This is a genomic window from Chryseobacterium sp. ERMR1:04 (assembly GCF_001297705.1).
Lineage (GTDB): Bacteria > Bacteroidota > Bacteroidia > Flavobacteriales > Weeksellaceae > Chryseobacterium.
In genome coordinates, this window is the sequence record NZ_LIRF01000008.1 from 278,003 (window position 1) to 292,722 (window position 14,720).

General features: G+C 35.5%; 10 protein-coding genes and 1 riboswitch. Of the genes, 3 read left to right on the top strand and 7 right to left on the bottom strand.

Features of this window, described 5'->3' with window-relative positions; translation table 11 throughout:
• Window positions 1–60 precede the first annotated feature (60 nt).
• The 3 genes from AMQ68_RS18555 to AMQ68_RS18565 all read left to right on the top strand — a co-directional run bounded on the left by AMQ68_RS18555 (window position 61) and on the right by AMQ68_RS18565 (window position 4,243).
• Complete coding sequence (locus AMQ68_RS18555) at window positions 61–2,157, top strand: bifunctional rhamnulose-1-phosphate aldolase/short-chain dehydrogenase (protein ID WP_054512091.1); 2,097 nt, start codon at window positions 61–63, stop codon at window positions 2,155–2,157.
• A gap of 143 nt (window positions 2,158–2,300) precedes the next feature.
• Window positions 2,301–2,960, top strand: a complete 660-nt coding sequence (locus tag AMQ68_RS18560; RefSeq protein ID WP_054512092.1) for a FadR/GntR family transcriptional regulator — start codon at window positions 2,301–2,303, stop codon at window positions 2,958–2,960.
• A gap of 71 nt (window positions 2,961–3,031) precedes the next feature.
• Window positions 3,032–4,243 carry an MFS transporter gene (locus AMQ68_RS18565; RefSeq protein WP_054512093.1) on the top strand — a complete coding sequence of 404 codons (1,212 nt, stop codon included), beginning with the start codon at window positions 3,032–3,034 and terminating at the stop codon, window positions 4,241–4,243.
• Between the two features lie 432 nt (window positions 4,244–4,675).
• On the opposite strand, the gene AMQ68_RS18570 is transcribed toward AMQ68_RS18565, so the two are convergent.
• From AMQ68_RS18570 to AMQ68_RS18600, 7 genes are all read right to left on the bottom strand, one after another.
• Window positions 4,676–6,949, bottom strand: a complete 2,274-nt coding sequence (locus AMQ68_RS18570) for a DUF5074 domain-containing protein (protein WP_054512094.1) — start codon at window positions 6,947–6,949, stop codon at window positions 4,676–4,678.
• A gap of 36 nt (window positions 6,950–6,985) precedes the next feature.
• Window positions 6,986–8,176 (bottom strand): hypothetical protein, encoded by a 1,191-nt coding sequence (locus AMQ68_RS18575; protein ID WP_054512095.1) that lies wholly within the window; start codon window positions 8,174–8,176, stop codon window positions 6,986–6,988.
• A gap of 13 nt (window positions 8,177–8,189) precedes the next feature.
• Window positions 8,190–9,326 (bottom strand): YncE family protein, encoded by a 1,137-nt coding sequence (locus AMQ68_RS18580; protein WP_054512096.1) that lies wholly within the window; start codon window positions 9,324–9,326, stop codon window positions 8,190–8,192.
• Window positions 9,323–11,350: a TonB-dependent siderophore receptor gene (locus AMQ68_RS18585; RefSeq protein WP_054512097.1), complete on the bottom strand. Its 2,028-nt coding sequence runs from the start codon at window positions 11,348–11,350 to the stop codon at window positions 9,323–9,325. The genes AMQ68_RS18580 and AMQ68_RS18585 overlap by 4 nt, the downstream gene beginning before the upstream one ends.
• A gap of 108 nt (window positions 11,351–11,458) precedes the next feature.
• Window positions 11,459–11,645: riboswitch (cobalamin riboswitch) on the bottom strand.
• Window positions 11,646–11,744: 99 nt separating this feature from the next.
• Window positions 11,745–12,686: a transporter gene (locus AMQ68_RS18590; RefSeq protein WP_054512098.1), complete on the bottom strand. Its 942-nt coding sequence runs from the start codon at window positions 12,684–12,686 to the stop codon at window positions 11,745–11,747.
• 2 nt (window positions 12,687–12,688) lie between these two features.
• Window positions 12,689–13,732 carry a cytochrome-c peroxidase gene (locus AMQ68_RS18595; protein ID WP_054512099.1) on the bottom strand — a complete coding sequence of 348 codons (1,044 nt, stop codon included), beginning with the start codon at window positions 13,730–13,732 and terminating at the stop codon, window positions 12,689–12,691.
• On the bottom strand, window positions 13,725–14,555 hold the full coding sequence (locus AMQ68_RS18600; protein WP_054512860.1) for an MbnP family protein: 831 nt from the start codon (window positions 14,553–14,555) through the stop codon (window positions 13,725–13,727). Before AMQ68_RS18600 ends, AMQ68_RS18595 begins: the two co-directional genes overlap by 8 nt.
• Window positions 14,556–14,720: the final 165 nt, after the last annotated feature.

Below are 14,720 nucleotides of genomic sequence, written 5' to 3' on the forward strand. Positions count from 1 at the left end.
TCTATTATCTTATTTTTGAAAAACAAGTGTAAGAAATTCATAGTTTAATACATCAATAAAATGGAAAAAAAATTTCAACATGTCAATGATCTCTGGAATGATACAAAAGCTGCTGAATTAGGCGATGACCAGGTAGCTTTATTTCTTTACAGATCTAATATATTAGGAGAAGATCTCCGTATTACCAATTATGGTGGAGGGAATACTTCTTGCAAAACCATAGAAAAAGATCCTCTTACCAATGCTGAAGTAGAAGTAATGTGGGTGAAAGGTTCCGGTGGTGATATCGGTACTCTCACCAGAAGCGGAATCGCAGGTTTGTATACCGAAAGACTTCGTGATCTTAAAAAAGTATATCAAGGGTTGAATGATGAAGACCGAATGGTAGATCTTTTCAACCACTGCATCTATGATCTTAATAGCAAAGCGCCTTCTATAGATACACCACTACATGGCTTATTGCCTTTTAAACATATTGATCATTTGCATCCTGATGCTTTAATTGCCATAGCTGCCGCTAAAGACAGTGAAAAAGTAACCAAAGAAATCTGGGGAGATACGATGGGCTGGGTTCCTTGGCAGCGTCCGGGCTTTGATCTCGGTTTACAATTAGAAAAATGCCTTATCGAAAATCCTGGAATTAGAGGAATTGTATTAGGAAGCCATGGTTTATTTACCTGGGGAGATACTTCTTACGAATGTTATATCAACAGTTTAGAAGTTATTGAAAAAGCCTCTCAATATATTGATGCTAAGATTAAAGAAAAAGGAATCGTTTTTGGAGGAAAAAAAATAGAGAGTTTACCCAAAGAAGAACGCCTACAAAAGGCAGCTACCCTAATGCCGTTGCTTCGCGGATTGGCTTCTACAGAAAACAGAATGATTGGTCATTTTACCGATACGGATGTTGTTCTTGAATTCATCAACAGCAATGATCTTGAAAGGCTTGCTCCTATGGGAACTTCTTGTCCGGACCACTTTTTACGGACTAAAATTCAGCCTTTAGTTTTACATTTAACAACAGATGAAAATTTAGAAGACACCTCATCTGTTCTGGAAAAATTAAAACCCGCCTTTGAACAATATCGTGAGGAGTACAAGCACTATTACGAATCGTGTAAACATCCTAATAGTCCTGCAATGAGAGATCCAAATCCTGTGATCATTATTTATCCGGGAGTGGGAATGTTTAGCTTTTCAAAAGATAAACAAACGACGAGAGTCGCCAGCGAGTTTTACATCAATGCCATCAATGTCATGCGTGGTGCAGAAGCGATTACAGCTTATACATCATTACCAAGACAGGAAGCCTTTGATATAGAATATTGGTTACTGGAAGAAGCCAAATTACAAAGAATGCCGAAAGAGCAGCCTTTATCCCGAAAAGTAGCAATTATAACAGGTGCCGGCGGAGGTATTGGTAAAGCTATTGCAGATAAGCTTGTTTCAGAAGGAGCCGTTGTTGTCCTTACCGATTTAAGTGAACCCACCCTAGAAACTGCCTTGAAGACTTATAAAAAAGATCAAGCTATTGCTGTCCCTTGTGACGTGACTAAAGAAGAAGATATTATTAATGCTTTCAAACAGGCGAGCCTTGCTTTTGGTGGTGTAGATATTATTGTACATTCTGCAGGATTGGCCATTTCAAAACCATTGGAAGAAACCACGATTAAAGAATGGGATTTATTGGCAAATGTTTTGGTAAAAGGACAGTTCTTAATGGCTCAGCAGGGCGTTAAAATTTTAAGAAAACAAGGGTTAGGAGGTGATATCGTACATATTGCCAGTAAAAACGGATTAGTAGCCGGACCTAACAACGTAGGTTATGGAACAGCAAAAGCTGCCCAACAACACATGACCCGTTTATTAGCCGCCGAACTTGGTCCTGATAAAATAAGAGTAAATACCGTAAACCCGGACGGTGTGATTGTGGGAAGTAAAATCTGGGAAGGCGAATGGGCAGAAGGTCGTGCCAAAGCTTATGGAATTACTGTGGAAGAACTTCCGATGCATTATGCTAAACGAAATTTATTACACGAAATCATTTTACCTGAAGACATTGCGAAAGGAGTTTTTGCATGTGTTGGTATTTTAAACAAAAGTACAGGCAACACGATTAATGTAGATGGCGGAATGGCCAACGCTTTTGTAAGGTAAAACTTTAAAAATAAACACAAAAAACACATACAAAACTGATGAAAAATGGCCGTCTCAATATAAGAGACGGCTTTTTTCTTTTACTTTTTCAAAGAAAATTAATAAAAAGCTTTACCTTTGCATTCGTCAGATGATAAGATGATATGTCGCATATTCAAAGAAAAACATTAGCCCAAGAAGTAGCAGAAAGACTTATTGAAGAGATCACTAATGATCATTATTCTATTGGTGAGAAACTGCCGACTGAACCTGAACTCATGAAAATGTATGGGGTTGGACGCTCCAGTATCCGTGAGGCGATAAAAATATTATCTATTAATGGTATCTTAAGCGTACAACAAGGTGTGGGAACATTTGTGGTATCTAAAAACATTCAGGAATCTTTAGAAACTCAAATTAGTAAAGCAGAAATTGAGGAAGTTCTTGAAGTGCGATCTCTTCTGGATTCAAAGATTGCGGCAAAAGCAGCAATGAATCGTACGAAAAAAGATTTAGAAACTATTAAGCATTATTTAGACCTCAGAGGTAAATTTGCTGAAGAAAATCAAGCACAGGAATGCTATCTGGCAGATTTAAATTTTCACGTAGCCATAGCTGAAGCTTGTGGTAATACGCTTTTAAAAGAAATTTATAAAGTAGCAAGTAAGAATATTCTAAAAACTTTTGAAATCAATAATAACAATAACACAGACTCTTTTAAGATCTCACAAAATATACATGCCGATCTTTATAAAAGCATAGAAAAAAGAGATCCACAGCAAGCAGCCATTATTGCTCAAAAAATTGTTGAAAATTTATTTTAAAAATAATAAAGCTAAGTAAAATAACAATCAAATTCATCAGATGATAAGATGAATTTTCAAATTACAATTCTATGGAAGAAGTACAAACAAAAACAATTGACCCCAATAAAATTGTTTATCCTATTTTATTTATGATCAGTTTTTCCCATTTTTTAAATGACCTGATCCAATCTACCATCCCTTCATTATACCCCATTCTAAAAGGAGAGTTTACACTATCTTTTGCGCAAATTGGTATTATTACATTGGTATTTCAACTTACGGCATCTATACTACAGCCGTTTGTAGGAATTTATACCGATAAGAAACCAAATCCAAGATCGTTGGCCATCGGAATGGGATTATCAATGGCAGGCCTACTCCTTTTGGCCTCAGCTCATGAGTATTATATGATTCTGATCTCGGTGGCATTAATCGGTATGGGATCATCGGTTTTTCATCCTGAAGCTTCCAGAGTTGCTCAACTTGCCTCTGGTGGACAGAAAGGGCTTGCCCAATCTATTTTTCAGGTAGGAGGAAATTCGGGAAGTGCCATTGGGCCATTATTGGTAGCATTAATTGTTCTTCCATTGGGTCAGGGATATGTAGGATTGTTCGCTATTGCTGCATTTATTGGGATCATCCTGCTATGGAGAATCGGAAACTGGTACGCTGAAAGATTATCTATTCAAAAAGCATCCAAGCATTCTGATGTGGTAATCAATATTCAACTGTCAAGAAAAAAGGTATTATTCTCTGTTAGTATTTTGTTGGCTTTGGTATTTTCAAAGTACATTTATCTGGCATCAATGACGAATTATTTCACTTTTTTCCTGATCGATAAATTTCATGTTTCTGTACAGGATTCTCAGTTATATTTATTTATGTTTCTTGCAGCCGTTGCAGTAGGAACCATTTTGGGAGGGAAATTGGGAGATAAATATGGCAGAAAGAAAATTATTTGGATATCTATTTTAGGAGCCGCACCGTTTACGTTGTGTCTTCCTTATCTTTCATTGGTTTGGACGATTGTATTTGCTGTTTTAATCGGGTTAATTATTGCCTCAGCATTTTCTGCCATCTTAGTATACGCAACAGATCTGATGCCTGATAAAATTGGTTTGGTAGCCGGTTTATTTTTCGGATTTATGTTCGGAATGGGAGGAATAGGTTCCGCTGTATTAGGGGCAGTTGCTGACGACACCAGTATTGAATACGTCTTTAAAATCTGTGCATTCTTACCCTTAATGGGTATTATCACCGCATTTTTACCTAATATTCGAGGAACTAAAAAAGCAAAATAATTATAAATTATCATCCATATAAAAAACCCCTTTACTGCAATAGCAAAGGGGTTTATATCAACTAGAGAATCAAATATTGTTTAAATTTATTTTACCTTCTTCCTCTACCGCCTTCTCCTCTATTTCCGCCTCCCATCTTCATTTCTCTTCCTCGCTCATCAAATCCTTGTCCGCCAAACATATTCATACTATGAATAGCAGAGAAACATGGTCATCTTTATGACCAATATTTTGTCCATAGAAGGAGATTTCTCTTGAAAGCCGGATTTGGTTTTTTCCATAAAAAAGTGATTTAAGATTTGGTAAATAGAATACTATGCAATTTAAAAAATAAATCGAAACAAAACAATACTCATTGTATATCAGACAATTAAAAAGCCTCCACCATAATGATAGAGGCCTCTATCTAATTATAAATTATTATTTAGAAAATTAATTCTTAATAAATTTCTGTTGATAAACCGCTTTGTCAGTCACCACTTTTAGGATGTACATTCCTTTTGTAAGTGTACTTACATTAATCTGCCCATTATTGATTGGAGCATTGATCATCTTTCCAGAAAGATCAAAGATTACGGCACTTACAATTTTCTCCTGAGTTTTAATATTCAAAACATCAGATGTAGGATTCGGATAAATACCTAATTGTATTTTTTTAACCTCAGCAGTCGCTAAAGTAGAAGTCGTGGTATTTACGGTAAGCATTTTTTCAACCACTTTACCATTTGAATTAAAACTTAAAACGATATCTGCAGTTCCTGACCCTTGAGGGGTAAGAACTAATTCATCATCAAGATTAATCATAGCAGAAAGTATAGCCGTATTACTGTTAGATTTAACAGACTTAACAATAGCTGATGATAAATTATCTCCATCAGAAATTACGGTCTTCAAATCAATTGTAGTTGCCATATTCACAGACACCTGAGAAGGGAATGTATTGCTTACAACAGGATTTGTCATATCTGGGAAAACTGCTACTGAAGGGAACCAATAATAATCATTTAGAGTTTTTGTATTGGTTAACGTTCCTGTATTATTATACGTATGAATCCAATTCTTTTGGTAATGAGCACCGTAACCACTTTCTGTAGTATTTAATATCAATTCATCTGTATTTGGATTTACACGCAATGCAGCTCCGTAAGGAATTTGCTTATAGGTTCCGGTTTGTCCCGGAAGTAAAGCAAAGCTTTCATTGAACGTTTTTGTAGTAACATCAAACTTCACAATTTGAGCACCTGAATTAAAAGAATCAACAGAGTTAAGCCAATACAAAGTATTGTTTTTATTACTTGCAGTAAAACTTCCGGCGTTCCAAGCTCCCCAAGCTCCCAAATATTTCGTCGTAGGAATATCATAACTTGTAGTTACAAAAGTTGTGGGATGAATATTTACTAATTTCTGATTTTGAATTGCCCAAATACTTCCATCTTTCGCCTGAACAATTGAATTGAAAGATCCTGCAATCGTACTAATAACCGTATCTGTAGTTGGATTGATTACCAATACCCCCGCAGCTTGTTTTATTGCAAAAACATATTGAGAAGTACGAATCATCGTTCCTATTTGTCCGGCACTTGAACTTCCGCCACCTGTTGTTGGAATAACTGTTCCAACCTGCATATTATCAATATCAAATTTGAAGATACCGTTTGATGCACCGATATATCCTTTGTGTTCATTCACCCCAAGAAAAGATCTTCCATCTCCTCCTCCAATGGCATTAAATCCTGCAATTTTCTGCATTGTCTGAGCATTCGCAACAACTAATCTTCCTCCTGGCGTATATTGATGATCTCCACCATCAGCAGCTTGCTTTGAAATGAAGTAGAATTTATCTCCGTAAATTGTTCCAAATTGAGTGGTTGCTCCAAAAGCCTCATTATTATTAGCATTGCTGTAAACACGGTAATTAATATTTCCGTTATTATCTATAAAATTCACAGAACCATTGGTATGGCCAAACCAATCTTCATTCACCATAAAATACCCATTGGTGAAATTAGTTGAAGAAACATAAGGGGTAACAGGCGTCATGGTAGAAGAAATTGGGAAATCATTAAATGATGCATTAAAATTCCAAACATCCCAAGAACCATTTTCCAGCGCTCTTGTACTTACTCCTACTGGTGAATATCCAAAATCAGAATCAGTAGGGTCTTTTGTCCAATATGACCAATATCCATTAACTGTCCATCCTGAAGACCAGTGATCAGCTGCATCTATTCCTGTATATTGATCAAAATCATAAGATGTTGTATTTATAACTCCATTTACAGGGTAAAAAGGATAGGTTAAATTCCCAGCCTTGTAAAGACCATTTGAATTTACCCCATTTAAATCAAAACCAAATCCCCCTACTGCAGAACCAAACTGGGTTCCCTGGTATAACAAAGAGAAAAATCTATGGTCGGCTTTTGCAATGGCTTTCAACATATCTTCACCTGTAGCATTACCGTCCCATCTGAATCCCCATACTAATGCATCAGGATTTTTACTGTCATTCCATTGTACCACAAAAGCAGCTTCGTTTGCTCCTGTTCCTACCCAATATTGTACATCAGCAAACGTTAAAGTTGTAGTCGTCTGATTTTGGGTATTAGGGTTCTGAATATCATTTCGGGGTACCCCTTGTACTTTTACCTGTGCATTCGTAAAAAATGCAAACAGCAAAAGCATTGTAAAAAGATAAAACTTTTTCATTTCTATTTAATTTTAAAAGTATTGTATTGTTGAATTTTATTTAAGATGTAAATCATACGCTCCGGCAACCTCAGTAGAGACTTCACCCAACCAACCTGCTTCCTGATTGGTTCCTGTATATACTTTCACAAAATCTACCCCGGGAAGTTTTACATAATTTCCGTTTCTGTCAACGGCCCAAGAGATATCGATATTGGAAGCTTCATCTGTATTCGGTGCATTATCTGCGTAGCCGTATTCATAAGATTTACCTACCCAATAATTTCCCGTTCCGCTTTGGTCATAAAAATTATTCTGAAGCTTTGTTCCGCTAAAACTGTAAGAACTATCCGAAAGCCACAAAGGATAATAGCTTTGCGAATGGAAGGCATTCCGTGTTTTAAATCCGTTATTCCCAAGATTGTCTTGCCATTTGATATATTCTACATCAGCTTGCCAAAACTCACTTCCGGGAACGGGAGGCTTATTTTCATTGGGTTTAAAATAGGTTATATTGAAATTTTTAACCGTTGTATTTTTAAAGTACTCGCTTCCTGCTATTTCGTACCATTCATTATCATCCGGCTTTCCGTTTTTATTTCTGTCATAGGCAACCATAATAATTCCCGGTTCACAAGATCCTGAACGAGAATCATTAGCATCACTCGCAAAGAAAGCATTTCCAAGAATTTTAAAATCTCTTCCGTTCATGTTTGGAACGGTATGATCAAAACCAAAAACAACATATCCTCCATATCCTCCAAGGCTAATCATTGTAGAATTGCCTCCTACCAAAGATTCTCTGGCTCTCTGAATCATATCAGCCGCTGTATTCCCTGGAGCATATTCTGGAATTTCGTTCATAAACTGTCCTACCGCAGGACGAAAATCAAATACATTAGAAATATATTTGCTGTAAGTTCCCGTCTCGTGATTAACAACTATTTTAGAATTATACGTTTTTACACTTCCATTCACATCAATTTTTAATGTTAAAGGATACGTATTGGCTTTTGAACTGATAAATTCCAGCTCTGAGCTTTGTGAAATAATAGAATCATTAATACTCCAGGTAAAATTTCCTGAAACATTTGTCGGGATACTCAATACTTTAAAACGGTCAACAGAATAAGATCCATCAAGACCATTAAAAGAAAAATCATCATCGTCACTTTTACAAGATACAACCGAGATAAGGAGGACTGATAAAAGTAAAATATTGAAATAGTTAAACGTAATTCTCTTCATATGTTAGATTTAATTATTTGTATAAAAAAGCAAAATGCGCGGGGATATTTCCGCCTTCGGTTTTCCATTTGAAATGTCCGTTCCTATCAAAACAGTATACAAATCCCATAGCAACATAGTTTCTGGCATCGGTAATGTAAATATCTTCCGTAATAGGATTTACCATAATTCCGTAAGGTGTTTTGATAGCGTTAATGTATTCCTGATCAATAATTTTATTAGAAATAATCTCCTCGGTTTTTACATCTATAATTCCGAAAGTTTTTGTGTAGGCGTGCGTATTGTAATTGAACTCGTTTCCATAGTAATACAACTTGTCGTTCACAATGGTCATTTCGCTAACCGCAATATGAAAGTCTTTCTTTATTGCCCCCGTTGCCGCATCCATTAAATATAAGCTTGACGGCACTGTATAATAATCTCCTCTTGAGCTTACATACAGATCTCCATAATTATCTTTTTGCAGACGGTGAAGATTAATGGCAACATCCACTTTTTTAGTCTCCGTGAACGAAGTGAGATCAATTACTGAAACTGTCTTATCATAGTTAGGAACCATATATCCTCCTGAATTTGCTACGAAAAGCTTGTTTCCTACGATTGCCATTTCTTCAGGCTGATATCCAACTGTTACTTGTCTTTGTATGGAAAGAGAAGTCGTATCAATCTCCACTACTTTTCCCTTTGGAGCATTAGGATTAATATCTACTGGTCCGGCATAACTGCTCGCGTATGCTTTTCCGTCTTTAAAAACCATATATCTGCAATTCTGCAACGGGATGGTTTTAATACGCTTCGCTGTCTTAGCATCCAAAACCTCTATTTTGTTGGAAACATTAACAACGATATATAATTTGCTTCCGTAAATTTTAATATCGTTTCCAACATCACCTAATTCCTTTACGACATTGGGATTAATCTCTGCGTAAATATTCCTGTGATACGTTCCTGTGGTATAATCAAAAAAATCCAGGGTGCATTTATTACTCCCCATATTTCCTTCATTCAACATATAGAACCCTTTGATTGCTGTATTTTCAGGTATGGCAAGTCCGGGAACAACTTCTGAACGCACAATAATATCGTCTGTACGACATGAAACTAGAAAAGCCAACGTAAAAAATAATAGAAAAATGTTTAGCTTCTTCATAAAGTGTAGTTTAAAATAAGTTTAAAATTTCTTCCCGGCATTGGATAATTAATTACGACATCATAGTATTGATTAAACATATTATTCATTTCTAAGCTTACTTTGAATTGTTGCTTATGCCAATTAAATTTCTTCTGAACAGATAAATCATGCGTATACCAAGGCTGTACATAATTATATTGATTGTTATCCTGATTCACATCGTAACGCTTACCCACGTACATTGCGCTATAATTAAAACTCCAGTCTTTATAATCTGCCATTAACGTAAAAGTTCCGCTATGCCAAGGGGTATAAGCAATTTGATCTTTATAGAATGTATCCTCAGGATTCGTCATATCTCTGGCACTTTGATACGTGTAGGAAAGCAATGGCTTAAGCTTAACATTCCCCAACATCATATCCGCCTGAACATTCACGTCTACTCCAACAATTTCAACCAAACCAAGATTCATCATCAGCCAACGGAACATACTTCCATTAGGAGCTGCGATAATTTTATCTTCAACTTTATTATAGTAACCATCAACTTTTGCATAGAAATTTTTAAGAATTGGTTTATCAAAACTTTTCTGATAGGTAAAGCCAATGTCATACTGATTGGTATACTCCGGTTTCAGATACGTATTTCCTATATAGGTATAATACAAATCATTGAAAGTTGGCATTCTAAAAATCCTTTTATAAAAAGCCCTCAACGTAAGCTCTGGAATAATGAGTGGCTGATAGCTCATGAATAAAGATGGAGTCCATTCTTGTCTATCAGGTGACTTAATATTACGTTCAACATGCTCTTGGACAAATGTTCCTAAAACACTTCCCAACACCTTAAATCTATTCCATTGATAGGTGGATGCTAAAGCTACCAACGAAGTATAACGAGTGGGAAAAGAAAATTTGTCTAAGTTAGCATCCAGATTATTGAATTGAAAATCACCATTTACACTCACATCCCAATTGGAATTAATAGAATATAAATTTGATGATGAAACATACACTTCTCTTTGGATAAAAGTATTATCTGCATACTTTAGATACTCTGTTCTAACAGTATCAAGAAAGTGCGTATAGTCATAAGCAAATTTTGCTTTAAACTGAGTTTCTAATTTTGGAAATAGTTTTTTTCTTACATGAGCTTGAACGAAGTAATTTTCATCAGACATTCTTGCACCACGAGCATCAAAACGCCCATTTACAATTGAAGCAGGCAATCCACGATTTGAAATATACCCATAACCACGAACATTCCAAGTTCCGTTATTTAGAGTTCCGTTTACACTGGTTTCAAAACGTTTTGCATTAATATCAGAATCCTGTCGTTTTGCAATAACATCATAAGCCTGTTCTCCATCAGGATATTTTTTAGCATAACGGTATCTGTAGATCCCATCACTCTGCATAAATTCCGAACTGAAACTCGCAGAAACTCTTGGTGAAATTTTTTGTTCTAACCGAAATGAAGGATTAAATAAATCAATAGAGGCATTCTTTAATCTTACAACAAGATTAGTTTTTTTATTTCCTGTAAAATAGGGTGTTTTAGGCTGTAAATAAATAGAGCTGGAAGATCCAAAATCTTTTGCAGGTTGAAAAATTTCACTTTTCTGCCCATTATATAATGATATTTCTTCCAAATCATCCAAAGAATATCTTCCTAAATCCACAAGTCCATTTTGAGCATTTCCCAACTGAATCCCATCATAAAAAACGCCAACATGCTGACTTCCTAAGCTTCGAACATTGATTGTTTTTAGCCCTCCAATTCCACCGTAGTCTTTAATCTGAATCCCCGAAAAATAACGCAATGCATCGGCAACAGAATGGCTATTAAGTCTCTCAAGCTCTTCTCCTGAAAGCGTCTGTGCAGGAAGAATTTCTTTAAAATTCTTTTTGTAAATAGTAACAGGAACAATGTGTTGCTCTTTAAGAGTATCTCTTTTTGTTTGGGAACATAAGAGTTGAGCCGTTAGCACAACGAATATGACAATAACTTTATGAAGTCCGGAAGTAAATTTTGATACCATTAGCTCTTTGAAAATAATAACGCTAATGGATATAAGAAAGCAGCAATGAAAAGCACAGCGATAACTGCACAGAATCATTGATGTCCTAAGCTTTATTCCACGAAAGCGTCAAACGTTAAATCTTCTGGCAGGTCTTCTGACTTACTCCATTTTTGAAATCCTTCCCATTAAAAAAACAGTGGATATAATTTTCAAAAACTTTTTTGTGGAGCTTACAGCAGCGGGTCTGTTCCGGATTTACACCGAATTCCCTTTTAAGCGCTTTTTAGGGCTCACCAGATTTTGGCAAAGATAGAAAATTATCAGCATATACAATACCTCACTTAATTAAATGAATTTCAACTAAATAACAAAAACATCCCGCTAATTTCTTAACGGGATGTAAATAATTATGTTAAATTCCAAAGTTGATAAAAACACTCAGTCGGGATTTCGCTTCAATATCTCCTCCTGCTAAATTAGAATAAGCGGGAAGCATCACTTCACTTCCCAAACTAAACTTTTTATAAGAGGCTTCAAAACCCAATTTTCCGTATAAAGCACTTCCTGCGGTATTGGGTAAATCTTCACGAAACTGTTTATTTCGATCATATACTTCTCCCTGCATTCCTACTTTTCCTGAAAAAATAACTTTTTCATTGGCGATAAGTTGATAGAATCCGGTGGCTGAATAATTCCATTGGTTTCCAAAATCATAATGCTTCTTGTTCTCTGTTTTAATGGTATAATCTGTGTTTAAAAGAACAGCAACTTTATTTTTCTGAAATTTATAATTCAAAACCATCTGATAATCCCAGCTTCCTGTTCCCAGCTGAAAACTAGGATTAACGCCTGTAATTCCTTTCTCATCAAACTTTCCTAAGGGAACTTTCACTCCAACTCCTCCATTTAATTGATGAATATTATCTTTTGAATTAATTAACTGATAGATTCCCATCAAATTCAAATCTCCAATTCCATTGATCTTAATATCACCCTGCATGGTTTTCTTTTCATGAAAATGAAATGGCAAACTCGCGTATACACTTAGCTTTTTAGTTAAAGGAATCTTTCCCCAAAGCTGAATGGTATTGAAATATTGATCCTGCGTTAAATCCTTTACAAATAGATTTTCTTTTGCTTTATAATGCTGTGCAAAATATTTAATTCCTATAAATTGTGGATTCAATAAAGACTCAAAACCAGAAGAACCGTTTCCTGCAGCACATCCGCAAGCATCACAATCATCAAAAACCATTTCATGAAAATCAGTAGGAATATAAAGACTGTCAGTGATTGCTTTAGCCTGAAATAAATTACATAAAATCAAGCTTATTATTAAAATTATTCTTTTCATGTTTACTCAGAAAATTTTGGGTTTGAAATAAAGTTTTTATCGGACAATGTTTTCAGAAAGGTAATAATGAACTGCTTCTCCTGATCGTTCATCGCAATTCCGACATGACCGTTTTGTTTTAATTGAGGATCAAGATTGGGCTGATTTTCCACATTATCTGAATAGAAATTAAGTACTGCATTTAAGGTGTAAAATCTCCCGTCATGCATGTAAGGTGCAGTATATTCAATATTCCTTAAACTCGGAACGCGGAATTTCATCCAATCGTTTTGATCAAGCGTCACTCTATATCGTCCCGCATCTTTGAACTGCGTATTATAATACATTCCTGTATTTCTGAAACTTTCATCTGTAAACAATGCTCCGCTGTGGCAGGAAGCACATTTCTGCTGAAATAAATTCATCCCCTGCGTTTCTTCTGAAGTAAAATTTTCTTTTCCTTGTTTAAATCTGTCATATTTCGAATCTGCGGAAATCATCGTCGCCATAAATTGTGACAACGCTTTCAACACTCTTTCCCCTGTGATACTTTCATCGCCATAAGCAGACTTAAATAATTTTTTATACTTAGAATCTCCGCTTAATTTTGAAATAACCTCAGGCATCGAACTATCCATTTCATCTTCGTTGGTTATTGGAATTATTGGCTGTTCATTTAAATTATGAATGACTCCATCCCACATATATCGTTTTAGAAATGCCATGTTTTGAATCGGTGGAGCGTTTCTGATTCCAATTCGATCATCAACACCATGACTTACGGTATGACCGTGATGGGTAAATGCATTTTCCTGAATATGACAGAAACCACATGAGATGGTATTATTTCGTGAAAGCTTGCCTTCATAGAATAATTTTCGTCCCAACTCTACTCCATTTTTGGTAATAGGATTTCCAGATTGATCGAAAGTCAATTCAGAAAAATAGGAAGGAAACTCCAAGTTGTAAGCTTCATCTTTTTCCAGCGGCTCTATTACCTCATCCGAACACGATATAACGCTTAGAAAAGAAAAAAGAATCAATCCCGTTTTTATTATTTTAATCATTGTGAACGTGGTCTACTTTAAACATCTTCGTTAAGTTATTGGTTACATTAACCAAGTGTTGACTTGAACCCATCATCATGTCATTGGTAGATGTCAAAGTAAGCGGAGTTTCACCACTCAAATACTGGTTAAGATCTGCCAAAATATGAATGGAAGGCGTAATTGCAGTGGTAACTCTTGCTGTCGTCGGAAGGTTTAACGTAACTTCTCGGTAAAGATTAGGTGTATTATTCGCTGCGGTATTCCCCATATTTCCGGTGTGATTCATAAATTCTGTAGTAGGAGAACTTGTTCCGTATTTTCCTTCCAATTTTACAAAAACATAACCTGCTGCCCAAGACCACGACATTCCTTTTTGCTTGGCCTTATTCCAGAATTCTGCCTGCCCGTCTTGTCCCAGCAGATAAGCATTTTGGCTAATTCCCAATCCGAATTTTATTTTTTTATAATTGTTTTTTGGAATTCCATTGAGGTTGAGGTAAATAATTCCGGCCACGGCATCCGCTTGATCTACGATGAAAGCACCTTTGTCAGGATTATTTTCATTGTATTTAAACTCATTTCCGTTTTCATCGAATAAACTGATATTGCTCACCACATATTTAAGCGCAGAAAACTGATGCTTTTGTCCTTGCAAAGACGTTTGTGTAGTTTGATTTAAAACAATATCGCCCAGATTATTAAACCCAATTTCAAATTTTATCTGAAGATTTCCAGGTGTTTCATTGGTTGAATCGTCGTTATCGTCATTATTTCGACAAGAGGTTAAAGTGAATACAATAATGGCAATACAGAATAATGATAAAAATTTATAAATTTTCATTGTTGATTTTTTAAGTTGATTTTTTGAAATAGACATATGAGTTGAATGAAAGAACACTCAATTTTCTCTAACCGCAAAAGGCACAAAAGCTTTAACACTTTAGAATTTTAAAGTGAGTACTTAACGCTTTAATAGAACACTTAAGTTTTGAGAAAATCTTTGATT